The 26043-nt window shown below is 68.0% G+C and carries 25 protein-coding genes; 16 read left to right on the plus strand and 9 right to left on the minus strand.

What is annotated here, in order from left to right; all coding sequences use genetic code 11:
- The first annotated feature begins 63 nt into the window (after positions 1-63).
- Entirely contained in the window at positions 64-1731 is a 1668-nt protein-coding gene (locus AAYO93_RS01875; RefSeq protein WP_345763332.1) for a SulP family inorganic anion transporter, read from the plus strand.
- 54 nt (positions 1732-1785) lie between these two features.
- On the opposite strand, the gene AAYO93_RS01880 is transcribed toward AAYO93_RS01875, so the two are convergent.
- Positions 1786-2793, minus strand: a complete 1008-nt coding sequence (locus tag AAYO93_RS01880) for a formylglycine-generating enzyme family protein (protein WP_345764940.1) — start codon at positions 2791-2793, stop codon at positions 1786-1788.
- Positions 2794-2845: 52 nt separating this feature from the next.
- Here AAYO93_RS01880 and AAYO93_RS01885 point away from each other — a divergent pair, with 52 nt between their 5' ends.
- Positions 2846-4780: a thioesterase domain-containing protein gene (locus tag AAYO93_RS01885; protein ID WP_345763333.1), complete on the plus strand. Its 1935-nt coding sequence runs from the start codon at positions 2846-2848 to the stop codon at positions 4778-4780.
- Positions 4781-4825: 45 nt separating this feature from the next.
- On the opposite strand, the gene AAYO93_RS01890 is transcribed toward AAYO93_RS01885, so the two are convergent.
- Both AAYO93_RS01890 and AAYO93_RS01895 read right to left on the minus strand, forming a co-directional pair.
- A complete protein-coding gene (locus AAYO93_RS01890; RefSeq protein WP_345763334.1) occupies positions 4826-5491 on the minus strand; it encodes a gamma carbonic anhydrase family protein in 666 nt (221 codons plus the stop codon).
- A gap of 10 nt (positions 5492-5501) precedes the next feature.
- A complete protein-coding gene (locus AAYO93_RS01895) occupies positions 5502-6707 on the minus strand; it encodes an acetyl-CoA C-acetyltransferase (RefSeq protein ID WP_345763335.1) in 1206 nt (401 codons plus the stop codon).
- A gap of 159 nt (positions 6708-6866) precedes the next feature.
- Here AAYO93_RS01895 and AAYO93_RS01900 point away from each other — a divergent pair, with 159 nt between their 5' ends.
- Positions 6867-7538, plus strand: a complete 672-nt coding sequence (locus AAYO93_RS01900; RefSeq protein WP_345763336.1) for a JAB domain-containing protein — start codon at positions 6867-6869, stop codon at positions 7536-7538.
- Between the two features lie 31 nt (positions 7539-7569).
- Here AAYO93_RS01900 and aspS read toward each other — a convergent pair whose 3' ends face one another.
- The gene (gene aspS / locus AAYO93_RS01905; RefSeq protein ID WP_345763337.1) at positions 7570-8904 is read right to left on the minus strand and encodes an aspartate--tRNA(Asn) ligase; all 1335 of its coding nucleotides are present in this window, start codon (positions 8902-8904) and stop codon (positions 7570-7572) included.
- A 61-nt stretch (positions 8905-8965) separates the two neighbouring features.
- Between aspS and AAYO93_RS01910 the strand changes: the two genes are divergently transcribed.
- Genes AAYO93_RS01910 through ccsB form a run of 5 tightly spaced genes read left to right on the plus strand, consistent with a single transcriptional unit; the run spans position 8966 to position 13598 of the window.
- Entirely contained in the window at positions 8966-9616 is a 651-nt protein-coding gene (locus AAYO93_RS01910) for a histidine phosphatase family protein (protein WP_345763338.1), read from the plus strand.
- Positions 9613-10230 carry a TlpA family protein disulfide reductase gene (locus tag AAYO93_RS01915; protein ID WP_345763339.1) on the plus strand — a complete coding sequence of 206 codons (618 nt, stop codon included), beginning with the start codon at positions 9613-9615 and terminating at the stop codon, positions 10228-10230. Before AAYO93_RS01910 ends, AAYO93_RS01915 begins: the two co-directional genes overlap by 4 nt.
- A 2-nt stretch (positions 10231-10232) precedes the next feature.
- The gene (locus AAYO93_RS01920) at positions 10233-10973 is read left to right on the plus strand and encodes a cytochrome c biogenesis CcdA family protein (RefSeq protein WP_345763340.1); all 741 of its coding nucleotides are present in this window, start codon (positions 10233-10235) and stop codon (positions 10971-10973) included.
- Positions 10957-12594, plus strand: coding sequence for a cytochrome c biogenesis protein ResB (gene resB / locus AAYO93_RS01925; RefSeq protein WP_345763341.1), 1638 nt, complete (start codon positions 10957-10959; stop codon positions 12592-12594). Before AAYO93_RS01920 ends, resB begins: the two co-directional genes overlap by 17 nt.
- On the plus strand, positions 12591-13598 hold the full coding sequence (ccsB, locus tag AAYO93_RS01930; RefSeq protein WP_345763342.1) for a c-type cytochrome biogenesis protein CcsB: 1008 nt from the start codon (positions 12591-12593) through the stop codon (positions 13596-13598). Before resB ends, ccsB begins: the two co-directional genes overlap by 4 nt.
- A 118-nt stretch (positions 13599-13716) precedes the next feature.
- On the opposite strand, the gene AAYO93_RS01935 is transcribed toward ccsB, so the two are convergent.
- The 3 genes from AAYO93_RS01935 to AAYO93_RS01945 all read right to left on the minus strand — a co-directional run bounded on the left by AAYO93_RS01935 (position 13717) and on the right by AAYO93_RS01945 (position 16372).
- The gene (locus tag AAYO93_RS01935; RefSeq protein ID WP_345763343.1) at positions 13717-13905 is read right to left on the minus strand and encodes a DUF1918 domain-containing protein; all 189 of its coding nucleotides are present in this window, start codon (positions 13903-13905) and stop codon (positions 13717-13719) included.
- A gap of 81 nt (positions 13906-13986) precedes the next feature.
- Positions 13987-15237: an MFS transporter gene (locus AAYO93_RS01940; protein WP_345763344.1), complete on the minus strand. Its 1251-nt coding sequence runs from the start codon at positions 15235-15237 to the stop codon at positions 13987-13989.
- Between the two features lie 142 nt (positions 15238-15379).
- A complete protein-coding gene (locus tag AAYO93_RS01945) occupies positions 15380-16372 on the minus strand; it encodes an o-succinylbenzoate synthase (protein ID WP_345763345.1) in 993 nt (330 codons plus the stop codon).
- A gap of 60 nt (positions 16373-16432) precedes the next feature.
- Between AAYO93_RS01945 and AAYO93_RS01950 the strand changes: the two genes are divergently transcribed.
- From AAYO93_RS01950 to AAYO93_RS01960, 3 genes are read left to right on the plus strand one after another with little or no spacing between them, the layout of a single operon-like run.
- A complete protein-coding gene (locus AAYO93_RS01950) occupies positions 16433-17344 on the plus strand; it encodes a 1,4-dihydroxy-2-naphthoyl-CoA synthase (RefSeq protein WP_345763346.1) in 912 nt (303 codons plus the stop codon).
- A 1-nt stretch (position 17345) separates the two neighbouring features.
- A complete protein-coding gene (locus AAYO93_RS01955; protein ID WP_345763347.1) occupies positions 17346-18503 on the plus strand; it encodes an AMP-binding protein in 1158 nt (385 codons plus the stop codon).
- 26 nt (positions 18504-18529) lie between these two features.
- Positions 18530-19507, plus strand: a complete 978-nt coding sequence (locus AAYO93_RS01960) for a 1,4-dihydroxy-2-naphthoate polyprenyltransferase (RefSeq protein ID WP_345764941.1) — start codon at positions 18530-18532, stop codon at positions 19505-19507.
- Here AAYO93_RS01960 and AAYO93_RS01965 read toward each other — a convergent pair.
- Positions 19495-19803 (minus strand): DUF4229 domain-containing protein, encoded by a 309-nt coding sequence (locus tag AAYO93_RS01965; RefSeq protein ID WP_345763348.1) that lies wholly within the window; start codon positions 19801-19803, stop codon positions 19495-19497. The two genes, AAYO93_RS01960 and AAYO93_RS01965, sit on opposite strands and share 13 nt — an antisense overlap.
- 42 nt (positions 19804-19845) lie before the next feature.
- Between AAYO93_RS01965 and AAYO93_RS01970 the strand changes: the two genes are divergently transcribed.
- From AAYO93_RS01970 to AAYO93_RS01980, 3 genes are all read left to right on the plus strand, one after another.
- Positions 19846-20202, plus strand: a complete 357-nt coding sequence (locus tag AAYO93_RS01970; protein ID WP_345763349.1) for a PLDc N-terminal domain-containing protein — start codon at positions 19846-19848, stop codon at positions 20200-20202.
- Complete coding sequence (menD, locus tag AAYO93_RS01975; RefSeq protein ID WP_345763350.1) at positions 20162-21937, plus strand: 2-succinyl-5-enolpyruvyl-6-hydroxy-3-cyclohexene-1-carboxylic-acid synthase; 1776 nt, start codon at positions 20162-20164, stop codon at positions 21935-21937. Before AAYO93_RS01970 ends, menD begins: the two co-directional genes overlap by 41 nt.
- A gap of 118 nt (positions 21938-22055) precedes the next feature.
- A complete protein-coding gene (locus tag AAYO93_RS01980; protein ID WP_345764942.1) occupies positions 22056-22907 on the plus strand; it encodes a PPK2 family polyphosphate kinase in 852 nt (283 codons plus the stop codon).
- Here the strand turns inward: AAYO93_RS01980 and AAYO93_RS01985 are convergent.
- Complete coding sequence (locus tag AAYO93_RS01985) at positions 22904-24166, minus strand: isochorismate synthase (protein WP_345763351.1); 1263 nt, start codon at positions 24164-24166, stop codon at positions 22904-22906. The genes AAYO93_RS01980 and AAYO93_RS01985 overlap by 4 nt on opposite strands.
- A gap of 78 nt (positions 24167-24244) precedes the next feature.
- On the opposite strand from AAYO93_RS01985, the gene AAYO93_RS01990 reads away from it, so the two are divergent.
- Both AAYO93_RS01990 and AAYO93_RS01995 read left to right on the plus strand, forming a co-directional pair.
- Entirely contained in the window at positions 24245-24961 is a 717-nt protein-coding gene (locus AAYO93_RS01990; protein WP_345763352.1) for a class I SAM-dependent methyltransferase, read from the plus strand.
- Positions 24961-26037 carry a polyprenyl synthetase family protein gene (locus AAYO93_RS01995; protein ID WP_345763353.1) on the plus strand — a complete coding sequence of 359 codons (1077 nt, stop codon included), beginning with the start codon at positions 24961-24963 and terminating at the stop codon, positions 26035-26037. Before AAYO93_RS01990 ends, AAYO93_RS01995 begins: the two co-directional genes overlap by 1 nt.
- The last annotated feature ends 6 nt before the right edge of the window (positions 26038-26043 follow it).

The following is a 26043-nucleotide window of genomic DNA, read 5'->3' on the forward strand; positions in this document are numbered from 1 at the left end:
CTAGCGCGGATGGGCCCGCCGGCAACAGACCTATCGTCGCGGGCCGGTTTGTGGCTAGGTTGGATGGAATCACGCGGGGGAGGGGCGACGATTTCGACTGCAGCCGCCACCGTTTCCCGTCGCAAGCGCTGGTTCGCCCCCACCCTCGCCGGTTACGGAACCGGGTGGATCGCGCCCGATCTGATCGCTGGGCTGAGCGCCGGCGCCGTGGTCATCCCGCAGGCGATGGCTTACGCGACGATCGCCAACATGCCCGTGCAGATCGGGCTCTACACGTGCATGGTGCCGATGGTCGTCTACGTGCTGCTGGGTGGCTCGAAGGCGATGAGCGTCTCGACGACGTCGACGATCGCGACGCTCACGGCGACCACGCTCGTCGCAGCGGGAGTGGCGGGCGGCTCAGCCCAGGCGGAACGCGATCTGGTGACCCTCACATTTCTCGTGGGCGTGATCCTGATCCTCGGTCGGTTGCTGCGTCTCGGCTCCCTCATCGAAAGCATCAACCCGGCCACCCTCATCGGAATCAAGGTCGGCGTCGGCGCGACGGTCGCTGTCGGGCAGCTGCCGAAACTCCTCGGAGTGGACACCGATTTCAGCGGGCACGGGTTCATCCGCTCGCTCGTGAGTACGGTCGAGGCCCTGCCGGAGGCGAACCTGGCGACGGTGCTCCTGTCGGTCGCAAGCATCGCCGTGCTGGTGCTGTTCGGCCGGTTCGCGCCACGCGTTCCGGGCCAGCTGATCGTCGTGGTCGGAGGTATTCTGCTCGCGGCATACACCGGCATCACGGATGCGGGAGTGCGGCTGATCCCGCCCGTCCCGGAGGGAATTCCGGCCCCGACCATGCCTACTTTCCAGGATGTGGGCGCGCTGGTCCCCGGAGCCCTCGCGATTGCCGTCATGGCGTTCCTCGAGTCCGCGGCGGTCGCCCGCGCCCTGCGACAAGGCGGGGAACCGCAGGTCGACAGCAACCGAGAACTGTTCGCGACCGGCGTCGCGAACCTGGCCGGGTCGTTCTTCTACAGCCTGCCGCCGGCAGGAGGTTTCTCGCAGAGCGCTATCAACCAGCGAGCCGGTGCGCGCAGCCAGCTCGCCTCACTGGTGACTGCGGTCCTCGCCGTCCTGGTCGCGCTCTTCCTCGCACCGGTGCTCAGCAACCTGCCACAGGCGACTCTTGCAGCGATGGTTTTCGTCGCCGTCTTCGCGCTCATCGACATCCCCGGAATGGTGCGCCTGGCGCGCCTCGACTCCCGGGAGTTCTGGATCTCGCTGGTGACTGCGGTGATCGGCCTGACCGTCGGGCTGCTTGCCGCTGTGGCGGCGGGCGTGCTGCTGACGCTCTTCACTGTGCTCCACGAGCTCAACCGTCAGCGGGTCTCAGGGTCGGAGCCGTTCCCGGGCGGGATTGTGATATCCCTTTTCGGCGGGCTGTATTCGGCGAATGTCCTGCGCACCCTGGAGACGATCGAGGGGCTTGCGGCGGATGCGGCGCCGATCCGTTACGCGCTGCTGGACGCATCCCCGCTCCGGCTGACCTCGGTGGCGGTGGTGGACGCGCTCACCGACCTCGACGGCGACCTCGCGGCGACCGGCGTGGAATTCCACATCGCGGGGCTGCCGGAAGGCGCGCTCGAAATCGCGGGCAAGATGGCCTGGTGGAAGGGATTGGTCGAAGCCGGGCGCGTGCATCCTGATGTCGCGGAGGCGATCGCGGAGCTTTCCGCGCGATCGTGAGGGCGAGGCGGCGCCCGATCGGGTGGGCGCAGGCGCGGGCTCAGAGCCTCAGGCTCAGAGACTCCGCGCGCAGCGGAACCCGATGTGCGTCGTAGCCGAGTCGTCGGACTGCGGCGAGCGAGCAGCCGGCCGGTAGCGCAGGCAGTACTCGGGAGCGCACAGGTGCGACCCGCCCTTGAGGGCGCGGCGGGGGATGGCGGAGCCGGGTTCCGCGCTCGCCGCACGTCGATCATCCTCGCCGGGCCCGCATCCGCAGCCGCAACCGTCGTGGGATGAAGCGGACACCGCGGACGGCGTGAGCAGGTTCGTGGCGCCGGTCGGGGGGATCATCGGGTTGCCTGTCGGTACGGTGGCGCTGTCGACGGAGCCCTCTGCTACGTAGTGACGAGGCGAGTAGTAGGTCGTCGTCCACTCCCACACGTTTCCGATGAGGTCGAAGAAACCGTAGCCGTTCGCCGGGAAGGATCCGACCGGGGACGTCCCGCGCCACCCGTCTGCGCCCGTGTTGAGGTAGGGGAACCGTCCCTGCCACGTGTTGGCCATGAGGTGATCGTCCAGACGGACCTCGTTGCCCCAGGCGTAGGTGAGGCCGTCGCGCGAACCGCCGCGGGCGGCGAACTCCCACTCCTCCTCGGTGGGGAGGCGCTTGCCCGCCCAACTCGCGTAGGCCGAGGCGTCTTCGAACGCGACCTGGACGACCGGATGCTCACCGCGCCCCTCGATGTCGGATTCGGGACCGTATGGCTGGCGCCAGTTCGCGCCCGCTCCCCAGCTCCACCAGGCGCGCCAGTCGTTCAGGTCGACCGGTCCGCTGGTCGGCGTGAAGACGAGGCCGCCGGGTACGAGGTCTTCCACGGACACGCCGGGAAAGTCGGCCGGGTCGAGCGGACGTTCGGCCACCGTGACGTAGCCGGTCGCATCGACGAATTCGGCGAACTGCGTGTTGGTGACCGGATGCGCATCCAGCTCGAATGCGGCGACCTCGACGACGTGGATGGGGCCTTCGTCAGGGTAGAAACGCTCGGAACCCATCGAGAATTCGCCGGCGGCGACGCGCAGCATCGGGGTGGTGTTCGGCACGGGTCGAGCCTACGCGCCGGGGTAGGCTGACGCCATGATGCCCCAGCTTCCGCCCCGGGTGTGGGCGGGGCGCGGAGTCGTCGGCCGGATCCTGCTCGTCATCGGGGTCGTCGTCGGGGCGGTGCTCGCACTGGCCGTCGGGCTCGTCCTCGTCGTGGTTGCGATCGTCGTCTGGCTGGTCTGGCTGGCGCTGTGGCTGGTCGGATACCTCTGGGCGTGGCTCTGGTACGCGGGCCAGCGGATGCGGCGGGTCGAGTATCCGTTCGAGATCCCGTCGCCGGTGTCGCGGAAGCGCCGGACCGATGTCTTCAGCTCGTCGTACCTGAGCGGCGCCCCACGTCTTGTCGGCGCTGCCGCCCGGCTGGCGGGCTTCCTGCTCGGGCCGCTCGCGCTGGTGGCGAGCGTGCTCGGGTTGGTCGCTCCCCGCTGGCGCGCCAGACCGTACCTCGCCGTCTTCACCCTTCGTGGCATCCTCGCCAAAGCCGTCGGGCTCGGTCGCCGCCGCGGCTGGCTCGTCGACGGGCACGACCCCGCAGTTCAGACCTTCGACGACTTCCTCGTCGTGGCGTTTCCGCAGATCGCCGACTTCGTGCGCTGGTGGCGTGATCCGGATGCTCCGGTCGACTACGTCCCGTCGCCCGGACTCCACGACGCGACGGCCGATCAGCTCGGACTCACGCTCGGCTCCTACCCCGACCCCCTGGGCTTTCCTGGGCTCGCGGCCGGCGCGATGCGGAGGCGGCAGATCACCGGGTACCGCGACCTGCTCGTCAGCCAGCGCGAGATCGACGATCTGTGCGATCCCGATCTCGACGATCGCAACGATGTCGGGGTCGTGCGGATCACATCGCGCGTTGCCGAGGACGGCATCCGTCGCTGGCTCGTCCAGTTCCCGAGCACCAAATCGTGGCATCCGCGGGCGGGGGTGGCGCCCAACGACATCACCGCCGACCTGGTCATCGGCGCGGACCGCGAGCCGACGATGACACGGGCCGGGATCGCGGCCATGGCAGTCGCCGGGATCGCGCCGGGCGAACCGGTGATGCTCGCGGGTTTCAGTCTCGGCGGGATGGTGGCCGCGCAGGTCGCAGTGCGTGCCGAGCGGCACGGTTTCACGGTCACCCACCTGGTCACGGCGGGTTCGCCGCTCGGGCGTGTGCCCGTTCCGTCCGGGATCCGGGTGCTGGCTCTCGAGCACGTGCTCGATATCGTGCCGCGCATCGAGGGGCGCGAGAACCCGGCGGATCGTCGGGATGGCTCCGGTGTCGGCAGTCCCGGGGTGCCGCAGTGGCTCACGGTGAAGGCGGGGCCGCCGCTGCCCGGCGGGTTCCGGCTCGGTGTTCTGCACCAGTCGACGGCGTATGCCGATACGGCGGCTGCGGTCGAGGATGATCCGCCCGGCCCGGTCGCGGCGGCACTCGGTGAGCTGAGCGTGTTCTTCGGGCCCGGGCAGCGCCTCGTCGACTACGCGGTCCTGCGGGAGGGCGCATACTCGGTGCAGCCCTCTGTGCCCTTCTACCTGCACAGCACGGTCGAAGAGGGGATCACCCGCAACTCCCTGCGCATGACACTGCGGCGGCTGCCGGGCGTGATCGCGGTCGACATCTACGAGTCGCGCGCTGGGCTTGCGACCACGATCCTCTGGAACGCGGACGTGCTGGTGCGGAGCCTCCGGCCCTGGTTCACCGAGGTGGAGCGCTTCACGGTCTACCGGGGTCTTCTGTCGCTGCTGAAACGGCGGCGTGCTGTCGGCTTCCATTTCCGGCTCCAGGCGAAGGAGACGCCGGGCGTCACCTGGGAGGCGACGGTGCAGCGGATGCCGGATGGGCGCTGGCGCGAAGTGATCGACGTCGCGTTCGACAGTGCCGAGGCGGAACGTGAGTTCCTTCCCGTGCTGCTTCCGGATGGTTGGACGTCGACGGTGACCTACTATCCGCCGAATGCGTTCCAGCCGGTTCGGACGCGCTGAGGTCGCTAACGTGGTCCGCTCTATAGCGGGCGCGGCATGCTCCGCCTAGATCGAGGCCGTCTCGTCATCGACGCGGGCGTCGCCGCCATGACTGTGGAGCGAGCGCGCATAGCGCTCGGTGAGCTCGACCATGAACGGCCGTTCGATACTCATGGGATCGATGCCGAAGACGTAACCGGCGAAGTCGAGCGAACGCTGCCTCTCCCAGATCGCCTCGTGCTGGTCGGGCGGGAGGATCTCTGCCGGGTCTCCGACGGCGACCCAGCCGATCGGGACGGTGGCGTCCGCGGGGAGCGAGGTGCGCAGGTGCACGATGGCGTCGATGCGCACTTCGGAGCCGCGGCCGAGCCGCGCCCCGTTGAAGATCCGCGCGCCCGTTGCGACGAAGACTTCACTGTCGATCGTGGCGCCCACGACGTAGGTGTGCGGCCCGATGAGGGTGTGATCGCCGATCCTCACCGGGTTCTGGCGGGTCGAGCGGATGACCGCGTTCTCCATCACGATGACGTGATCGGCCAGTCGGATCGGGCCGCCCTCGTCGGTCAGGACCGCTCCGAACAGGATGCGGCAGTGCGGCCCGATTTCGACGTCACCGCTCAGTACGGCGTTGGGTGCGACGTAGGCTGTCGGGTGCACGCGGGGGCGCACACCGCGGTGTTCGATCTCCATCTGGTCACCGTAACCCGGCGCGTGCCACCGTGCGCCGGTCATCCCTTTCGTCTCAGCGGCTGAGGATCAATGCGTCGCCCTGTCCGCCGCCCCCGCAGAGTGCAACGGCGGCACGGCCTGATCCACGCCGGTTGAGCTCGTGGGCCGCGTGCACGACGAGCCGGGCGCCCGAAGCGCCGATCGGGTGCCCGAGAGCGATGGCGCCGCCGTGGATGTTGACCCGATCGTGGTCGAGCCCGAGGTCGGCCATCGACTGGAGCGCGACTGCTGCGAATGCTTCGTTGATCTCGATGAAGTCGAGGTCGGATGCGGAGAACTCGGTCTTCGACAGCGCTGCGGCGATCGCGTGCGAGGGCTGCGAGTGCAGGGAGTTGTCCGGACCGGCCACCGAAGCGTTCGCACCGAGGACAGCGAGCCAGGAGAGTCCGCGGCGCTCGGCGTTCTCCCTGCTCGTCAGGACGACCGCCGCTGCTCCGTCGCTGAGCGGCGACGAGTTACCCGCAGTGAGCGTGCCGTCGTCCGCGAAACTGGGCCGCAGTCTGCCGAGTGTGTCCGCCGACGAGTCCGGCCGGACGCCCTCGTCGATGTCGATCACGATCGGATCACCCTTGCGCTGGGGGATGACCACCGGCGCCAGCTCCGCGTCGAACACGCCTGTGGCGGCAGCGGCGCCCGCCCGGCGGTGCGATGCGGCCGCGAACTCGTCCTGCGCCTCGCGCGTCAGCCCGAGTTTGGCGGTGTAACGCTCGGTGGATGCGCCCATCGAGTCGCCGTCGAACGCGTCGGTGAGCCCGTCGTGCGCGGCAGAGTCCAATGCCGTGATCGACCCGTACGACCAGCCGAGACGTGATCCGGGAAGGACGTGCGGGGCGTTGGTCATCGACTCCTGGCCCCCGGCGACGACGACTTCGGCTTCACCGGATCGGATGAGCCGGGCCGCGTCGACGATCGCGGCGAGCCCCGAGAGGCAGACCTTGTTGATGGTCACGGTCGGCACCTGCCAGCCGAGCCCGGCCGCGATCGACGTCTGGCGGGCGGGGTTCTGACCGGCGCCGGCCTGCAGCACCTGGCCGAAGATGAGTGCGTCGATGTCGCCGGCCCCGAGCGCTCCGGGACCCCCCGAGCCGAGACGCTCCAGCGCGGCACGCACCGCGACAGCGCCCAGGTCGACAGCTCGCAGCGATGCGAGGTTGCCTTTGATCTTGCCCTGCGGGGTACGCGCAGCGGACAGGATGACGACGTCGGTATTGGCGGTCATGGCGACTCCTTCGTGCCTGAATACGGCGGCTCGTGGCCGCTCGCTTCCACGATCTCACACCGCGGGACGCCTCGCACGCCAACCTCCTCCACAGGTCAGGTTGTCCACAGATTCCCGGAAGCGGGACCACAGAGATGGCGGCCCTTCTAGCGTGGGGGAATGTTCGACGAGGAGGAAGAAGAGCCGCTTGCAGCCGTCCCACCGCATGACCGACCCCGCGAAAGACTTCGCCGGCTGGGCCCGAGCGTCCTCACCGATGAGGAGATCCTCGCACTGGTGCTCGGCACCGGCCAGCCCGGCCGCAATGTGCTCGCCACGGCACGATCGATCCTGCGCCAGACCGGAGGGTTCAGTGGGCTCGCGGCGATGGATGTCACCCGTCTCGAACGGCTGCCCGGCATCGGCCCGGCCATGGCGGGTCGGCTCACGGCGACTCTGGAGATCTGGCGGCGCGCCGGCACGACCTCGGCGTGGTCTCCGCTCGTCGACGATGAAGCGACGTCGCGGATCGTCCTGCCGGAGCTCGCCCATCGCTCGACGGAACGGTTCGTCGTGGTGGTCGCCGACCGGGCTGTTCGACCGCTCGAGGTCGTCTTCGTGCGCGACGGCGGGGACATTCCCGTGCAGGTCGAGCCGAGCGAGGTACTTCAGGCCGTTCTCACCAGGGGCGGCCGGTCCTTCGCCGTCGCCCACAACCATCCGAGCGGCTCGCTCGAACCGAGTGTTGCAGACATGGCCGTCACGCGCCGCCTCGGTGCCGGTGCAGCCACGATCGGTCTCCGCTTCCTCGGCCACATCCTCGTCGCGGGCTCCGAATGGATGCGCCTCTGACGAGGTGAAGGCCGATGCGGCCGACAGGCGACTAGGGAAGCAGGCGCGTCGGTCCGCGGAAGAGGTAGGTGGTCTCGCGCAGGTTCGACAGGTGGAGCATCAGCATGAGCACGCGGGCGAGGCCCATGCCGAAACCGCCGTGCGGCGGCACTCCGTAGCGGAAGAAGTCGAGGTAGAACTCGAGCTCTTCGGGGTCGAGCCCCTTCTCGCGGGCCTGGGCTTCGAGGATCTCGATGCGGTGCTCGCGCTGAGCACCGGTCGAGATCTCCACACCGTTGAAGATGAGGTCGTAGCTGTTCGTCAGGGTCACATCGTCGGCGTGCCGCATGTGGTAGAACGGCCGGATGCTCGAGGCGTAGTCGGTCAGGAACACGAATTCGTGGTCGAAGACCTCCTTCACGTACGCGGAGATCTGACGTTCGCCCTCCGGGTCCATGTCGTCGTCGTGACGGGGAACCTCGTAGCCGCGCTCGGCGACGATGCGCTTCGCCTCAGCCAGGGGAATGCGAGGGAACGGCGTCGACGGAACAACGACGTCGACATCGAAGAGCTCCTTGATCTGCTCGCCGTGCTTGGCCTTCACAGCGGTGAACCCGGCGACGATGAGATCTTCGTGCAGCTTCATGACGTCTTCGTGGCTGTCGATCCAGCTGATCTCGCTGTCGACGCTCGTGAACTCCGTCGCGTGCCGGCTGGTGAAACTGGGGTCGGCACGGAAGGCGGGGCCGACCTCGAAGATCTTGCCGAAACCGGCCGACTGCGCCATCTGCTTGAAGAACTGCGGGCTCTGCGCGAGGTATGCCTTGGTCTCGAAGTACCCCACTTCGAAGAGCTCTGCGCGCGACTCGCTCGCGCTCGCCATCAGCTTCGGCGTGTGGAGTTCGATGAAGTCGTTGTCGACCCAGTACTCGCGCAGCGCGTGCTCGAAGGTGGTCTGGATGCGGAAGATCAGGTTGTGCTTCGGCTCGCGCAGGTCGAGGAACCGCCAGTCCATGCGCTTGTCGATGCCGCTGTCGGCGGCGATCGGCGTCTCGGGGATCGATGCGGTCTCGACGACGAGCGACGCGAGCTTGATCTCGATCCCGCCCAGCTTGACGCGCTCGTCGTGCTTCAGCTCGCCAGTGGCGACGACGAAGGTGCCCTGCGAGAGGCCGGAGATCGTCGTGGCCGGTTCATCGGCGACGACCGCACCGTCGGCATCGGTCGTTCGTGGATTGACGAGCTGGACGGCGCCGGACTCGTCGCGAAGCACGACGAACTGCACCTTCTTCTGGTCGCGGACCGTATCGACCCAGCCTGCAACGGTGACAGGGCCGTCGGGCAGGGCGGACAAGTTCTTGATCAAAACGCGTGCGGTCACAGCCATCAAGCCTACCGCCCGGCCGTTCCCGGCGAATTCAAGGCAAAGCCCTCCGTAGACTGGGGGCGTGGTAGCAAGCCAGGTTCATCTCGTCCGACACGGAGAGGTGTTCAATCCCGATGGCATCCTGTACGGCAGGATGTCGGGCTTCGGCCTCTCCAAACTCGGTCACCGGATGGCCCAGGCGGCCGCCGATGACCTCGTCGAACGCGACCGGAAGATCTCGGCGATCATGGCATCCCCTCTGCAGCGCACGCGGGAATCGGCGAAACCGATCTCGCTCGCCTTCGGGCTGCCCGTCGACCTCGAAGACCGCGTCATCGAGCCCACGAACCATTTCGAGGGCACCGTGATGAAGCGCGCCCTTCGCAAGCCGCGCAACTGGCCCTACGTCGTGAACCCCCTCAGGCCCAGTTGGGGCGAGCCCTACGTGAGCATCGTGCAGCGCATGCGTGCCGCACTCGACGATGCGTTCCTCTCCGTCGACTCGGGCGATGTCGTGCTGGTCAGCCACCAGCTCCCCATCTGGGTCACCCACCTCGCGCTCGCCGGCGAGCGGTTCCCGCACGACCCGCGTAAGCGACGCTGCTCCCTGTCGAGCATCACCACGATCGAACAGCGCCTCGGTGACGACGGCGAGACGACGCTCATCGAAGCCGGTTACGTCGAACCCGCACGGGTGCTGCAGGCCTCTGCGACGGATGTCGGGGCCGTATGATGCCGACGCCCAAGAACCGCAGGCTCCGAATCCTCGCTCCCGCGGCAGCCCTGGCCGCTGTCGCCCTCCTTCTCACGGGCTGCACCACCGACTCTTTGGCCGCCCAGTACCGTGCCGGCACCGGACAGAACTACATCGCAGGCGACGGCTCGATCACCGAGATCGCCCTCGACCATCGCGGCCCGTCGATCAGCTTCGCGGGTACGACCGAGCACGGTGACGCTGTGTCATCGAAGGATTACGCCGGCAAGGTGCTCGTCGTGAACTTCTGGTACGCCGGCTGCCCGCCGTGCCGGGTCGAAGCCCCCGACCTCGAAGCCCTCTACAAGAAGTACCAGCCTCAAGACGTGGGCTTCCTCGGTGTCAACCTCTACGACTCGGCCGGCACAGCCCTCGGTTTCGCAACAGACCACGGCGTCACCTACCCGTCGGTCCTCGACCGCGACACCGGCTCGGTACTGCTGGCTTTCAGCGGCACCGTTCCCCCCAAAGCCACGCCCACCACGCTGGTGATCGACAAGAAGGGCCGCGTTGCGGCCCGCATCCTCGGCGCGATCCCTGACCGCAGCATCCTCGACAGCCTGATCAGCTCCACGCTCGCCGAGACCGACTGAACGTGAGCGGAATCGGACAGATCGTCTTCAGCGGGCAGCTTCTGCTTGCGCTGCCGATCGCGCTGCTCGCCGGGCTGGTGTCGTTCGCATCCCCGTGCATCCTGCCGCTCGTCCCCGGCTACCTCGCCTACGTCGGCGGCTTCAGCGAGCCCGGGGAGAAGCGCGATCGATCGCGGCTCCTCACCGGCGTCGCACTCTTCGTGCTCGGGTTCGCGATCGTCTTCATCGCCTACGGGGCCGCCTTCGGCGCGCTCGGGGCATGGCTGATCCGCTGGCAGGACATCGTCGTGCGTGTCCTCGGTGTGGTGGTCATCCTGATGGGGCTGGTTTTCGTCGGGCAGTTCTCGTTCCTGCAGAAGACCATCAAGCCCAATTGGCGCCCCGCGACCGGCCTCATCGGAGCGCCCGTGCTGGGGATCGTCTTCGGAATCGGATGGACACCGTGCTTCGGTCCCACCCTCATCGCCATCAACGCGCTCAGCGTCGGCAGCGGGTCGCCCTGGCGCGGCGCGCTCCTCGGTCTCTTCTACTGCATCGGGCTCGGGGTCCCCTTCCTGCTCGTCGCGCTCGGCTACGAGTGGGTCGCGTCCTCGGTCGCATTCCTCAAACGGCACATCCGTGCCATCAACATCATCGGCGGTGCACTTCTCATTGTCATCGGCGTCCTTATGGTCACTGGGCTGTGGAGCCTGATCATGTCCCAATTCTTGGCGGTGATCACAGGTTTTGAGCCGGCCCTCTGACCACATCGACTCGGCGGCGCCACCGCAGGAGACCGACATCAACCAGCCGAAGCTGGGCTTCGTCGGCTGGCTCCGCTGGTTCTGGCGGCAGCTCACGAGCATGCGCACAGCGCTGTTCCTGCTTCTTCTCCTGGCCATCGCGGCCGTCCCCGGCTCTCTGGTGCCCCAGCGCAGTTCCGACCCCAACGGTGTGACCCAGTACTTCCAGGCTCACCCCGACATCGCGCCCTTCCTCGACAAGCTCCAGGCATTCGACGTCTACACGTCGGTGTGGTTCTCCGCCATCTACCTGCTGCTGTTCGCTTCGCTCGTCGGCTGCGTCATCCCGCGAACGAAGCACCACTTCGACGCGCTGCGGGCGAAGCCGCCGCGCACACCCGTGCGACTGGCGCGGATGGCCGGATTCCAGACCCGCACCCTCTCCAGCGAAGAAGCACGGAACGCCGGAGAGCCGATCGCCGCAGCGCGAGAACTCCTCCGCAAAGGCGGTTATCGCGTCGCCCTGTTCGAGGACGCGCGGTCGACCTCCGTCTCGGCCGAGCGCGGATATCTGCGCGAAACCGGCAACCTCGTGTTCCACTCGGCGCTCGTGGGAATCCTGCTCGCGGTCGGCCTCGGCGGCGGCTTCGGCTACAACGGGCAGAAGGTCGTCGTCGAAGGACAGAGTTTCGTCAACAGTCTCCCGTCGTACAACTCGTTCAACCCGGGCCGGTTCTTCAATGACTCATCGCTGCAGCCGTTCTCCATCCGGGTCGACAGCCTCGATGTCGCGTATGAGACGAAGAACGTGAATGCGATGGGCCAGCCGCTCGACTACACGGCGCACGTCACGACCGATGGGCCGGGCTCGGCATCCGCGACCACGACCATCAAGGTCAACGACCCGCTCGAGATCGGTGGGACCCAGGTCTATCTGCTCGGCAACGGGTATGCGCCGACCGTGACGGTGCGGGACCCCGACGGCACGATCGTGTTCCAGGACTCGGTGCCCTTCCTGCCCCAGGACCCGAATCTCACGTCGCTCGGCGTCATCAAGGTCCCGGACGGACTGGCGAAACAGCTCGGGATGATCGGCTTCTTCTATCCGACCAAGGGAGACAGCCAGACCGCTTCGGGTGCGTTCGCATCCACCTTCCCCGGTTTGAAGAACCCGCTACTGACGCTGAATGTGTACCAGGGCGACCTCGGGGTCAACTCGGGCGTCCCTCAGTCCGTGTACAACCTCGACACCGACAAGCTGACTCAGCTGACCGGACCGGGCGCGAAACTCAAGGCGCTCGAACTCGCGCCGGGCCAGACAGTGCAGTTGCCGAACGGACTCGGCAGCGTCAGCTTCGACAACGTCAAGCGTTTCGCATCCCTCGATGTGCACCACGACCCGACCCAGGGATGGGTGCTGCTCTTCGCGATCCTTGTGCTTGCGGGACTGCTGACATCGCTCTTCGTGCCGCGCCGTCGGATCTGGGTAAAAGCCATTCGGGGTGACGACGGAGCGCTCACCCTCGAGTACGCGGCTCTCGCACGCGGCGACGACCCGAACCTCGCTGCGGCCGTGAGCTCACTCGCGACCGGCATATTGCTGCACTCACCAGAACCGAAAACACTTAGGCTTACACCGTGACTGACACCCTGGCTCAGCTCTCCACGCTCTGCATCTACTCCGCGATGGGCATCTACGCGTTGGCCTTCGTGGCGTTCGCTCTCGACCTGGCGCGTCGAGGCGCCCGAGCGACCATTCCAGCCGAGGTTCCGAGCGCCGTCGAGCGACGGGCCGAGGCCGCCGAGGCTGCGCAAGCGGGCGGATCGACCACGACCCTCACCCGCATCAGCACCCGCGTCGAAGACGAAGTCCACCGCGGTGGCGCGACGTCGAAGAGCCTGCGCGTCGCCTTCGCGCTCACGATCCTCGGATTCGCGTTCCACCTCACCGCGGACATCCTTCGGGGTGTGGCGGCCGGTCGCGTGCCGTGGGCGAACATGTGGGAATTCTCGATGACCGGCACCCTCGTCATCGTCGGCGTCTTCCTCCTCGTGAACCTGCGCTTCGACCTGAAATACCTCGGCACCTTCGTGCTCGGCCTCGTGTGCATCCTGCTGATGATCGCGACGGTTCAGTACTACGTTCCGGTGGTCCCGCTCCCGCCGGCACTCCAGTCCTACTGGCTGGTCATCCACATCATGGTGGCCATCCTCGGCACGGCGTTCTTCGCGCTCGGTTTCGCTCTCTCCGGGCTTCAACTGCTTCAGGCACGACGCGAGCGCCAGATCGAAGAGTCGCGCCCGCAGCAGTTCCGTTTCCTCGCGACTATCCCCGGATCCAAGACACTCGAGAACCTCGCGTACCGGGTCAACATCGTCGGCTTCATATTCTGGACGTTCACGCTGATCGCCGGAGCCATCTGGGCCGAGAAGGCCTGGGGTCGCTACTGGGGCTGGGACACCAAAGAGGTGTGGACCTTCATCATCTGGGTGATCTACGCGGGGTACATCCACGCGCGTGCCACCAGGGGATGGCGCGGCTCCCGGTCGGCCTGGCTGGCGATCATCGGCTTCTCGGCCGTGATGTTCAACTTCGGCGTCGTCAATGTCTTCTTCCACGGACTGCACGCCTACTCCGGCCTCTGATGGGTGCGGCGTCGCCGCCGGATGCAGGCCTTCGCCGCACTAGCTGTGTCCCGGCGCACTAAGTACACCTAGTGCGGTGAGGCACACCTAGTGCGACGAGAGTTCGCGAGCGCCGCGGCTACGCGTCTGCGTGCCGGATGACCGTGTCGGTGCCCGGGTAGACCAGCGTCTCGTGTCCGTCATCGAACCGCACGAGGTACGGCGGTGCGCCGTCCGTGCCGTGGACCTCCAGCACCTCGCCTGAGCGATCCGGACTCTCGACGGTCTTGCCGTGGATGACGAGCCTGTCTCCAACCGATGCCTGCATAGTCCATCATCCCCTTCGACGACACCTCTCAGGCTACGCCCGCCGGTCGCCCTGCGACAGGGTGCGGGGCAGGCGCCGCGCCTAGGGGCGCACGCCGCCGCCCGGCTCGGCGACCGCGTCGCGAGGCTGGACCGCCGCATCCGACGGCTTCTCCAGTGAGGGCCGCCCGAAGAAGATCGCTGCCCCGGCTGCCGCGAGCGCGAGCAGGATGAGCACCGGTCCGACGATGGACAGCGCCGGTGCCAGGCCGAGCGCCGTCGCGAGGAATCCGAGCCCGATCGCGACCGTTCCCTGTCCGAGGTAGGCGACGAGGTAGACGACCGAGAGCGTCCCGGCGCGGTGATCGGGCTGTGCGTAGCGGTTGATGAGTCCGAGGCTGCCGAGGAAGAGCATCCCGTAGGCAGCACCGAAGATCACCGACGTCACGACGAAAAGGAGCAGTGAGGAGAGGTTCGCGCTGACCACGAGGAGTCCGATCGCGAACGCGCCGAGGAGTGCTCCTGACGCGACGGCGACGCGCGGCGCCAGATGCCGTGCCGCGATCGACACCCAGCCGCCGACGAAGGCGCTGATGCCGAGCACGAGCCCGGCGATGAGCGCGTTGTCCGTGTGCAGCACATCCTTGATCAACTGTGCGCCGAGTGAGATGAGCACCGCGCCGACGGCGAAGCTGGTGGCCGCTCCGAGAGATGCAGCGGTCACGACGCCCCGCAGTTCTCGGGGCACACGGATCGGCCGCGGTCGCCAGCGGGCGCCCGGAGCCGCGCTCCGATCGTGGCGCGGAAGGAAGTAGACCGCGACGGTCAGAGCCAGCGTCACAAGCAGGAGCACCCAGAAAGTCAGTTCGCGCGGCCACGGCGCGTATTGCACGAGCCCGCCGCCGAGCACCGTGGCGATGGTCAGGCCTACCGCGGTCGCGAGCGTGTTGATCGAGCTTGCCCACGACACACTTCTGCCGTACTCGACGAGCGCCGCGCCCGCCGGGCTGAGAGCGAGGCCGACGCCGATGCCCTGGAAGATCCGTCCGACGAACAGCCAGGCGACATCGGGGGCGATCGCGAAGATCAGCACTCCGAGCGCAATGGACCCCAGCCCGGCGAGCATCGTCGTCCGCCGCCCGACGTAGTCGGAGATGCCACCGAACACCACGAGCACGACGACCAGCACGACCGGGTAGACCGCGAAGATCCCGGTGATCACAGCGGGAGTGAGTCCCCAGACCTGCTCGTAGACCGGGTACACGAGCGCCGGAGCACCGCTCGACCACAGTGCGACGACGACCACGGCGGCGGCCGTCCAGAAACGTGCACGAACCGGGAGCAGTGCTGCCATGTTCCGGCCTTTCTGCGAAGGTGTGGTTCGGATGCGGTGCCAGGGATGCGGTGCGGATGCGCGGGCTACGATGCGGCGCGTGTAACGATGGCCAACGCACGGACAGCAGGCGCCATTCCCACGTCGTTCTCAGAGCGCAGGGTCAGAGCGCTTCGGCCCGCTCGACCAGGTGGAAGCAGCGCGTGAGTCGATCGAGCCACCACTGCGTGCGTTCGGCTCCGGCCGCGAGCGCGACGAGACGCTGTTCGCTGACCACTGGGCGGCCGACAGCGATCATCCCGTCAACAGGAACGAGTGGCTCATCGGTCACGTCGTCGATGAACATCGCAGCCGTTCCGAGTCCGCAGTCGTAGTCGAGCGCCGGAATGGCCGCAGCGAGATAGGCGCCCATCGCGATTCCTACAGAGGTGTCGATCGCGCTCGACACGACGACCGGCAGTTCGACGTCTGCAACGATGCGCAGGGCGGAATGGATTCCTCCGAGCGGCTGCGCCTTCAGGATCAGTACGTCGGCGGCGCGCGCCTTCGCAACCGCCAGAGGGTCAGTGGCCTTGCGCACACTCTCGTCGGCAGCGATCGGCACACCCATGTATTTGGTTCGCCGGCGGATCTCCGCGAGCTCGTCGATGGTGGCGCACGGCTGCTCGACGTATTCGAGGTCGAATTCGGCCAGTGCGTGGATGGCGTGCTCGGCCTCGTCGACGTTCCAGAGCGTGTTGGCGTCCACGCGAATCCTGCCCTCGGGCCCGAGGGTCGCACGAACCGCACGCACGCGTGCGACGTCGTCGGCGAGCGACTGCCCGGGTTCGGCGACTTTGACTTTCGCCGTGCGGCAGCCGGGGTACCGGGCGAGCACGTCGGCGACCTCAGCCGCGGTCACAGCCGGCACAGTTGCGTTGACCGGGATCGCCAGACGCTGCAGCGGCGGGGTGGGCCGCCACCCGAAGTCGATCGCGGCGTGCAGCCAGGCCGCGGACTCGCGATCGTCGTATTCGACGAACGGCGAGAACTCCGTCCACCCTTCCGGGCCCTCGATCAGGACGGCCTCGCGAACGGTGATTCCACGAAAACGCGTTCGCATCGGCAGGGCGACGACGCGAGCGTTCGCCAACAGTTCGGCCAGCTCAGGCAGCATCCTCCCAGTCTTGCACGCAGACCACGTGGCGACGCCAGCGCCAGACCCTAGGCTTGTGGCATGGCACCGGCGGTTTCTGAGATCTTCGACCCGAGCGCATGGAAGCCCGTTCCCGGCTTCGACCGGCTCACGGACATCACCTATCACCACGACCTCTCCGGTCGGGTGGCGCGTATCGCCTTCAACAGGCCGGAGGTGAGGAACGCGTTCCGTCCGCACACAGTCGACGAGCTCTACACGACGCTCGACGACGCGCGCACGAACCCGCGGATCGGCGTGGTCCTCCTCACTGGGAACGGCCCCAGCCCGAAGGACGGCGGCTGGGCGTTCTGCTCGGGTGGTGACCAGCGCATCCGGGGCCGGGATGGCTACAAGTATGCCGACGGAGAGACGGCGTCGGGCATCGATGCCGCCCGCAGCGGCCGGCTCCACATCCTCGAGGTGCAGCGGCTCATCCGGTTCATGCCGAAGGTCGTCATCGCGGTCGTCCCCGGCTGGGCTGCCGGCGGCGGCCACTCGCTCCACGTGGTCTGCGATCTCACCATCGCGAGCGCCGAGCACGGCCGGTTCAAGCAGACGGATGCGGATGTCGGGTCGTTCGACGCCGGCTACGGCAGCGCGTATTTCGCTCGCCAGGTAGGCCAGAAGTCAGCGCGGGAGGTCTTCTTCCTCGCTCGTGAGTACTCGGCCCAGCGCGCCTACGAGATGGGCGCGGTGAACGCGGTGGTCCCTCACGAGCGACTCGAGTCGACTGCGCTCGAGTGGGCGAACGAGATCCTGACCAAGTCGCCGACGGCGATCCGGATGCTGAAGTTCGCCTTCAATGCCGTGGACGATGGGCTGGTCGGCCAGCAGGTGTTCGCCGGGGAGGCGACGCGCCTGGCGTACGGCACCGACGAAGCGGTCGAGGGCCGCGACTCCTTCCTCGAGAAACGGGATCCGGACTGGTCGCCCTTCCCGTGGCAGTACTGAGGTGACCCGGCCTCTCCGCGTCGTCGACTCTGCCCAGGCCGAGGCGGTGCTCGAGGCCGTTCGGGATGTGCTCTCCGGCACCGGACCGGCGGTGCTGCCGCGCGACACCGGAAGCAGCGCGGGCGCCGATGCCGCCAGGAGCCCCGCGATCGTGCCCCAGAACGTCGCACTGGTCGTCGAGACCTCGGGCTCGACCGGAGTTCCGAAGCGGGTCGCGCTGTCGGCGGACGCCCTGCTCGCGAGCGCCGCGGCGTCAGCGAGTGCGCTGGGCGGCCAGGGACAGTGGCTTCTGGCGCTCCCCGCGCATTATGTCGCCGGCGTGCAGGTCCTCGTGCGGTCGGTGGCAGCGGGAACCGACCCGCTGATGCTCCCTCCTGGTCATTTCGATCCGGTCGCTTTCGCCGACCTGGCTGCATCGATGACGGCGGATGCCCGGTTCGTGTCGCTGGTGCCCGTCCAGCTCGCGCGACTTCTGGATGCCGCTGAGGAGAATCCGCACGTGCTCGACGCGCTTCGCGCCTTCGACGGGATCCTCGTCGGCGGCCAGGCGCTCGCGCCGACGCTTCGCCAGCGGGCGGATGCACGTGGCGTCGCGCTCACCGCGACCTACGGTTCGAGCGAGACGGCGGGCGGATGCGTCTACAACGGCATCCCGATCGGCAGCACCGTCGTGCGCAGCGTGCGGGGCCTGCTCGAGATCGCGGGGCCGACGCTCGCCGAAGGCTATCTCGATGACCCGGCCAGAACGGACGACGCCTTCCACGTCGATGCGGGCCACCGCTGGTACCGAACGGGAGACCTCGGCCACCTCGACGAGGGCACAGTCGTCGTGACGGGCCGCGCGGACAACGTGATCATCTCCGGGGGCGAGAAGGTGCTCCTCGACGCAGTCGAGCGCATAGTTCGTGCACAGCCGGGTTTCGAGCACGCGGTCGTGCTCGCCCGGAGCAGTTCCGAGTGGGGGCAGGTGCCGGTCGTCGTCGTCGACTCGCCTTCGACCGTCGACCTGGCCGCCCTCCGCTCTGTCGTGGGGGATGCCCTCGGTCGCGCGGCCGCGCCCGCCGGGATCGTCCGCCTCGTCCGGCTGCCGATGCTCGCAAGCGGAAAGCCCGATCGGGTTGCGATAACACGGCTGCTGGACGTGCCTCCGGTGACATAGCGCGCGTGGATAGAATGCGCTCTGTGATGAGTCAGAACCGCACCAGGAACCAGAAGTCGAAGCCCGCGAAGCGCACCGGAAACCCGGCCTCAGCGGGGCGGAGCCGGCGCCCAGGGGCGGTCAAGCCGGCCACCTCATCCGACTGGATCGCCGGTGCGCGGCTGCGCACCCTTCCTCTCGGGATCTCGGCCGTCATCATCGGCACGGGGGCGGCGACGATCGCTGACGGCGCCGGCATCTATCACCCGGTCCGTGCGGTGCTCTGCCTTCTGGTGGCGGTGTTCCTGCAGATCGGGGTCAACTACGCGAACGATTACTCGGACGGGGTCCGGGGGACGGACCAGTACCGGGTCGGGCCGAGCCGGCTGACCGGCTCCGGGCGGGCGAAGCCGCGCACGGTGCTGCTGGTCGCGTTGTCGTTCTTCGCTCTCGGAGCGTTGGCGGGGCTCGCCCTCGTCTTCCTGACCCAGCACTGGTGGATGCTCGTGGTGGGTGCGGCGGCGATCGCGGCAGCGTGGTTCTACACCGGCGGCAAGCGGCCGTACGGCTACTACGGGCTCGGCGAAGTGTTCGTCTTCGTGTTCTTCGGCCTGGTCGCCACTGCCGGCACCACCTACATGCTCGCCGGGATGGTGAACCAGGAGTCCTGGTACGGCGCGCTCATCGCCGGGCTGATCGCCTGCGCGGTGCTGATGGTCAACAACATCCGCGACATCGGTCCCGACAAGCAGGCGCGCAAGCGCACGCTCGCCGTGCTCATCGGCAACGTGGCGTCCCGCATCGTGTTCTGCGTGTTGCTGCTGGTCCCGTTCGGAATCCTCGCAGTGATGGCGGTCTTCTACCCGATCGCGTGGCTCGGGTTCTTCGCCCTGCTGCTCGCGATCCCCGCCTGCATCATCGTGCTGACCGCCAAGACGGCGCGCGAACTCATCCTCGCCCTGCAGCTGACGAGCTTCACCGGGCTGGCGGTCGCGATCGCGCTCGGCGCGGCCTACGCCTTCTGATCGGAGCCGGGTTCGGCGCGGTCGGCGGTGTCGGCCACCGAGTCGATCGCGGAATCCTCCGCCTCGTCGTCGACTGAGACCGGCGCCTTCTCACGGTGCCGCACCTCGTAGAGGTCGCGCGAGACCGCGTCACGCGGGCGCCGCAGAAGGATGTAGGAGAGGCACAGCCCGATCAGCGCCGCGGCGACCACGGAGATCCAGGCCTCCACGCCGAGGAGGAGCAGGATCGCGAGGGGGACGATGAATACGAGGAGCCGGAGCACCGTATACGTGACCCAGGAGGGAATGCCTTTCACGCTCCCAGCTTAGAGACACACTCTGAGAGTTACGATTGATCCATGGTTCGCCTCTGGATCGTCCTCGGCGTCGTTGCCGCGGTCTTTTACATCTACTCCGTGGTGGACTGCGCGCTGTTCGACCGAGCGCGAGTGCGTGGCCTTCCCAAGCCGATCTGGCTTCTCATCATCATCCTGTTCCCGATCATCGGGGGCGTCCTCTGGTTCCTGATCGGCCGCGGCCGTCGCAAGAGCCCGGCGGGCCTGCGCACCGTGGCTCCCGACGACGATCCGGAGTTCCTGAAACGACTGGCCGCCGACCGCGACCAGGAGGAGCGCATCCGTCGCCTCGAGCAGGAGCTCTCCGAACTCGACGGGGATGGCGGAGAGAACGACCAAACCGGCCGTCGGGATGCATGATGCCCCGACCGGCAATCCTGCCACCGACTACTCGCTCGCCCTTCTGACAGAATTCGTGCGCCTCGGCGTGCGCGACATCGTTCTGAGCCCCGGCTCGCGGTCGCAGGCGCTCGCCCTCGTGGCCGCGGAGCTCGAGCAGGCCGCATCCGCCCGCCTGCACGTGCGCATCGACGAGCGCGTTTCCGGGTTCCTCGCGCTGGGCCTCGCGGTGGAGAGCGGTCGGCCCGCCGTGGTCATCACAACGAGTGGCACCGCCACCGCCAACCTCCACCCCGCCGTGCTCGAAGCCCACCATTCGACTGTTCCGATGATCGTCATCACCGCCGACCGACCGGCCGAACTGCGAGGCATCCGGTCGAACCAGACCACGATGCAACCGGGTCTGTTCGGTTCGGCCGCGCGGTTCAGCACCGACGTCGATGCGCCGCAGGGCGGTCGTGCAGATGGGGGGAGCGCCCGCGATCTCGCACGGGCGGCGGTGGATGCGGCACTCGGGACCGCGAGCGGCGACCCGGGCCCCGTTCACCTGAACATCGCGTTCCGCGAGCCCCTTTCGGTGGCTGTGCCGCCGAAGGCGGTGGCGGATGCGGTGCCCGGCGAGCCGGGACAGTCGATGACCATCGGACGTTCTCGTCTCGAAGTCTCCGCAGGACCGCGAACCATCGTGATCGCAGGCGCGGGCTCAGGACCTGACGCCGAAGAGCTCGCGCGCGCCGGCGGCTGGCCCCTCCTGGCCGAGGTGTCGAGCGGCGCCCGGTTCGGACCGAACCTGGTCGTCGCCTACCGAGAACTTCTCGCAGACGACGACTTCGGTGGTGTCGTCGAACGGGCGATCGTCTTCGGCCACCCGACGCTCAGTCGCGAAGTCCCCGCGCTGCTCGTACGCGACGGCGTCGAGACGATCGTCGTCGCTCCACGCGGGGCGGAGGCCTACAACCCCGGCCGCCGGGCGACCATCGTGGGCGCGGTCGCCGCTCCACCGGGCGTCGATCCGCGCTCGCCGGAAGCGCGCGCGTGGGTCGGACGCTGGGTCTTCGCGAGCCGTGCGATCCGGGAAGACGCGGAGCGCGCATCCGACCCCGGCATCGCCGCCCCCGACCTCGACAGGGCGATGTCGTCCGATCCGGTCGAACGCGGCGCGTTCGCCCGCGCAGAACTGGCCGCGGTGAGGGCTCCGATCACGCGCCCGATGCTGGCCGAGGCGCTGTGGCGGTTCACCTGGCCGCACGACCGGCTCGTCCTCGGCGCGTCCCGCCTGATCCGTGACGCCGACCGGATCGTGCCGGGCAAGCGCATCCGGGTACATGCGAACCGCGGACTCGCCGGAATCGACGGCACCATCTCGACCGCGATCGGGATCGCGCTGGCGAGCCGGGCATGCGCCGAGACCACGGGAGAGGCATCCGGTGTCACGCGGGTGCTGCTCGGCGATCTCGCTCTGCTCCACGACGCCGGCTCGCTCCTGCTCGGTGACGGCGAACCGCGCCCGCAGGTGCAGCTGATCGTCGGCAACGACGGCGGCGGCACGATCTTCGACGGCCTCGAGGTCGCCGCGACCGCCCCGGCAGCCTCGCTCGACCGGGTCATGTACACGCCGCAGCGGGTCGACATCGCCGCACTCGCCCGCGCCTACGGCTGGCACCACCAATTCGCAAGAACACGAGGCGAGCTCGATCAGGCGCTGTCCGCGCCCCCGGTCGGGCCGAGCATCCTCGAGATCCCGCTCGACCGCTGAGACTCCCAGCCGCGATATCGCCGCACGCGACATCGCCGTACGGACGCCGCGCCGCAGGGGGCGGGCCGGGCCACGGCGTGCGAGCATGGAGTCCTTCGACGACGAGGAGATCCGGCTCATGCGTGAAACCTTCTGGACCGATGACCCGCGCGACCTCCTGAGGGTCCGTGACGGTTTCGTGCTCGCCACGAGTCCGACGAATGCCCGGCCCGGGTTCGATCGCGGAAAGAAGCACGGCGCATATGCGCTGAGCGAAGGGTCCGCCGTGCTCCGCGAACTCCAGGAGAGGCTGTTCGCCGCCGGTACCGTCGGCACGAGGCGGCAGGTGCTCCTGGTGCTTCAGGCGATGGACACGGCGGGAAAAGGCGGGATCGTGACGCACGTCATCCGTGCGGTCGACCCGAACGGCGTTCACTACGTGGCTTTCAAGAAGCCGAACGAGGTCGAACTGGCGCACGACTTCCTCTGGCGCGTCGCCAAGCAGGTGCCCGCGGCAGGCGAGTTGGGGGTCTTCGACCGTTCCCACTACGAGGATGTGCTCATCGCACGGGTCCGAGAGCTGGTGCCGCCGAAGGAGATCGAGCGCAGATATGACGCGATCAACCGCTTCGAGCTCGGTCTCGTCGATTCAGGGACGGTCATCGTGAAGGTGATGCTGCACATCAGCAAAGACGAGCAGAAGAAGCGGCTCACGCGGCGGCTCGACCGCGAGGACAAGCACTGGAAGTACAACCCGGCGGATGTGGACGAACGGCTCCACTGGGACGAATACCAGGATGCGTTCCAGCGCGTGTTCGAGAAGACCTCGACCGACTGGGCGCCGTGGTACGTGATCCCCGCCGACCACAAATGGTATGCGCGCCTCGCCGTGCAGCACCTGCTGATCGAGGCCCTCGACGGTCTCGACCTCGGCTGGCCCGAGGTCGGCTACGACATCGAGGCGGAGAAGGCGCGGCTCGCGGCCTCTTAGCCGAACGCCTCCACGATGGGGCGGAACTTCATCGTCGTCTCCGCCAGCTCGCGTTCGGGGTCGGACTCGGCCACGATGCCGCATCCGGCATACGCGGTGAGGTCGCCGGTCTCGGCCAGTTGAGCGCACCGGAGGGCGATGGCCCACTCGCCGTCGCCATCCGCACCGACCCAGCCGACGGGGCCCGCGTAGCGGCCACGGTCGAACGGTTCGAGACGGCGGATGATCTCCAGGGCGTCGACGGTCGGGGTCCCGGCCACCGCGGCAGTCGGGTGGAGCGCGTCGATGAGGTCGAGCGAGGTCGAGCCGTCGCTGAGCGTTCCGGCGACATCGGTGGCGAGATGCCAGAGGTTCGGAAGCTTGAGGGTGAACGGCAGTGCGCTCGTCTCAAGCGAGCTGCTGTGCGGTTCGAGCGCCGCGAGCACGCTCGTGACGGCGAACTGATGCTCGTCGAGGTCTTTGAGGCTGGCCGCCAGTTCGACGGCGGCCTGGTGATCGGAGGCGCCATCCGGCCCGCGGGAGATAGTCCCGGCGAGGACCCGGGCGCTCACCGTCCCGTGGTCGACGCGAACGAGTGTCTCCGGACTCGACCCGACCAGGCCGTCGACCGCGAACGTCCAGCAGTCCGGATAGCCGAGCGCGAGCTCTACGAGGGCGCGGCGCACATCGGACTCGAGAGGGAGGTGGCCGACGAGATCGCGAGCGAGCACGACTTTGCCCAGATCGTGGGCGCGGATGTGCGTCACGGCATCCGCCACAGCCTCGCGGTACGCGGCGGGCTTGAGCGAGCCCGGCAGGAGTGAGAGACGGTATTCGGCGCCGAACGCGGTCGGGCGCGGCGTCGTGGTCTCGGCATCGGAGCCCGTCGGACGGATACGGGTGATCCAGGAGCGGCCGCCGCGGCGGCCGATGACGACCTCCGGCACGATGAGAACGCTGGTGAGGGCGCTGTCGTCGGCGAAGGCGAAGGTGCCGAATGCGACGAGTCCCGTTCCCGGCTTGCCGATCGGATCGGCGACGGTCGCAGCCGCGACCACCTCGCGCCAGGCGATTGCCGCTTTGCGCATACGATCGGGCCCGGTGAACTCGAGACGGAGTGCCGTGCCGATTCCGGCGAGGCCCTCGCCCTTTCTCATCCACAGCAGTGGACGGCGGGCGTCGAGGAACGGCAGCAACTGGAGGACGTCGTCGAGGGGGGTGGTCTCGACCGTGAGTTCGACGACGCGTGGTTCGTGCGCCGTAGTCGAAAGGGGAGTCACTGCTCAAGCCTACGCCCGCGGAACTGAGCGTCCGATGCGCGCGGGATGGGGGTTCGAAGTGAAAGGTAAGCTAGCACAGTGAGTAAGGCCGACCTGAGCAAGAAGCCCGAGCAGGTCGCTGCGATGTTCGACGAGGTGTCGACGCACTACGACAGGACGAACACGATCCTGTCCGCCGGCAACGCGGCGCTGTGGAGATATGCGACCACGCGTGCGGTCGATCCGAGACCCGGTGAGCTCATCCTCGATGTCGCCGCCGGCACGGGCACGTCCAGCGCATCGTTGTCCCGCACCGGCGCGCGGGTCATCGCGGCCGATTTCTCCGCGGGCATGATCGAGGTAGGCCGTGAGCGCCAGGCCGGAAACCCTTTCATCGAATTCGTGCAGGCGGATGCGACGGCCCTTCCGTTCGCAGACGACGAATTCGACGCGGTCACCATCTCCTTCGGCCTCCGCAACATCGTCAACCCCAAGGCGGCGCTCGCCGAGTTCCGGCGCGTGACGAAGCCCGGCGGTCGCGTCGTCATCTGCGAGTTCTCGCGTCCTCCAGCGGCTCTCGTGCGCAAAGGCTATTTCGCGTACCTGCGGTACGGTATGCCTGTGCTCGTACGTGTGGCGAGCTCGAACCCCGTGGCATACGAATACCTGATGGACTCGATTGCGGAATGGCCCAGCCAGCCGGTGCTGAGCGAATGGATGCGCGAGGCCGGCCTCGAACGCGTCGCCTATCGCAATCTCACGGCGGGGATCGTCGCATTGCATCGCGGTTTCGTGCCGCTCACCGAGGGGGAGTAGTGGCTTCAAGCGTTCCGGTCGTCAGGCGGGGCACCTCGCTCTCGGGTCAGGTCGGCCTGAGCGACCGCATCTTCGCGTCCAGCGAAGACAAGCATTTCGCCGCCGCGGTCGACGCAGGCCTCGCCCGCGTCGAAGAAGGACTGCACGCCGAGATGCGTTTTGCGGACAACCTCGCGGATGTGACGGCCCGCTACCTGCTCGAGGCGGGGGGCAAGCGCGTGCGGCCGATGCTCACCCTGCTCACGGCTCAGCTCGGCAACGGCAACACCCCCGAAGTGCTGACCGCCGCCGAGGCGATCGAGATCACGCACCTTGCCTCGCTGTACCACGACGACGTGATGGACGAGGCGCAGATGCGCCGTGGCGTTCCGAGCGCCCAGACCGTCTGGGGCAATTCGGTGGCCGTGCTCACCGGTGACCTGCTCTTCGCGCGGGCCAGCAAGATGGTCGCATCCCTCGGCGAACGGGCGATCAACCTGCAGGCCGACACCTTCGAACGGCTCTGCCTCGGCCAGCTGCACGAGACCATCGGCCCACGCGACGGCGAAGACCCGGTCGAGCACTACCTCCAGGTACTCTCCGACAAGACCGGCTCGCTGATCGCCGCCGCCGCTCAGATGGGCGTGGCGTTCTCCGGTGCGCCGTCCGAATACGAACAGCCTGTCGTGGTCTTCGGGGAGAAGGTCGGTGTGGCGTTCCAGCTCATCGACGACGTCATCGACCTGGCGGGAGCGGAAGCGGAGACGGGCAAGACCCCCGGCACTGATCTGCGTGCGGGTGTCGCCACCCTGCCGCTGCTGCGCCTCCGCGAGCGGGCCTTGACCGACGAGGATGCGCGCGAACTGCTCGGGCGACTGGAGCGCGACGTCATCGGCACCGCCGACGACGGCCCGGCGACAGCGGCCGCCATCGCCGCGATCGCCGCCCTCCGTGAGCACGACGTCACCCGTCAGACCCTCGACGAAGCACACCGGTGGGCGCGGGAGGCCGTCGAAGCGATCGACCCTCTGCCCGACGGCCCGGTCAAGAAGGCGCTCACGCGTTTCGCTGACACCATCGTCGAACGATCCAGCTAGAAAGAG

The sequence above is a fragment of the Diaminobutyricibacter sp. McL0608 genome, from assembly GCF_039613825.1.
Classification (GTDB): Bacteria; Actinomycetota; Actinomycetes; order Actinomycetales; family Microbacteriaceae; genus Diaminobutyricibacter.

What these genes read in the sequence shown, in the direction of transcription:
- AAYO93_RS01880 (WP_345764940.1), bottom strand. Translation starts at nt 2,793, where the DNA reads ATGCTGCGCGTCGCCGCCGGCGAATTCTCGATGGGTTCCGAGCGTTTC.
- AAYO93_RS01875 (WP_345763332.1), top strand. Translation starts at nt 64, where the DNA reads ATGGAATCACGCGGGGGAGGGGCGACGATTTCGACTGCAGCCGCCACC.
- menD (WP_345763350.1), top strand. Translation starts at nt 20,162, where the DNA reads ATGGCGGAGAGAACGACCAAACCGGCCGTCGGGATGCATGATGCCCCG.
- AAYO93_RS01970 (WP_345763349.1), top strand. Translation starts at nt 19,846, where the DNA reads ATGGTTCGCCTCTGGATCGTCCTCGGCGTCGTTGCCGCGGTCTTTTAC.
- AAYO93_RS01915 (WP_345763339.1), top strand. Translation starts at nt 9,613, where the DNA reads ATGATGCCGACGCCCAAGAACCGCAGGCTCCGAATCCTCGCTCCCGCG.
- AAYO93_RS01895 (WP_345763335.1), bottom strand. Translation starts at nt 6,707, where the DNA reads ATGACCGCCAATACCGACGTCGTCATCCTGTCCGCTGCGCGTACCCCG.
- AAYO93_RS01890 (WP_345763334.1), bottom strand. Translation starts at nt 5,491, where the DNA reads ATGACCGGCGCACGGTGGCACGCGCCGGGTTACGGTGACCAGATGGAG.
- AAYO93_RS01940 (WP_345763344.1), bottom strand. Translation starts at nt 15,237, where the DNA reads ATGGCAGCACTGCTCCCGGTTCGTGCACGTTTCTGGACGGCCGCCGCC.
- AAYO93_RS01980 (WP_345764942.1), top strand. Translation starts at nt 22,056, where the DNA reads ATGCGTGAAACCTTCTGGACCGATGACCCGCGCGACCTCCTGAGGGTC.
- AAYO93_RS01960 (WP_345764941.1), top strand. Translation starts at nt 18,530, where the DNA reads ATGAGTCAGAACCGCACCAGGAACCAGAAGTCGAAGCCCGCGAAGCGC.
- AAYO93_RS01900 (WP_345763336.1), top strand. Translation starts at nt 6,867, where the DNA reads ATGTTCGACGAGGAGGAAGAAGAGCCGCTTGCAGCCGTCCCACCGCAT.
- AAYO93_RS01885 (WP_345763333.1), top strand. Translation starts at nt 2,846, where the DNA reads ATGATGCCCCAGCTTCCGCCCCGGGTGTGGGCGGGGCGCGGAGTCGTC.
- aspS (WP_345763337.1), bottom strand. Translation starts at nt 8,904, where the DNA reads ATGGCTGTGACCGCACGCGTTTTGATCAAGAACTTGTCCGCCCTGCCC.
- AAYO93_RS01950 (WP_345763346.1), top strand. Translation starts at nt 16,433, where the DNA reads ATGGCACCGGCGGTTTCTGAGATCTTCGACCCGAGCGCATGGAAGCCC.
- AAYO93_RS01945 (WP_345763345.1), bottom strand. Translation starts at nt 16,372, where the DNA reads ATGCTGCCTGAGCTGGCCGAACTGTTGGCGAACGCTCGCGTCGTCGCC.
- AAYO93_RS01935 (WP_345763343.1), bottom strand. Translation starts at nt 13,905, where the DNA reads ATGCAGGCATCGGTTGGAGACAGGCTCGTCATCCACGGCAAGACCGTC.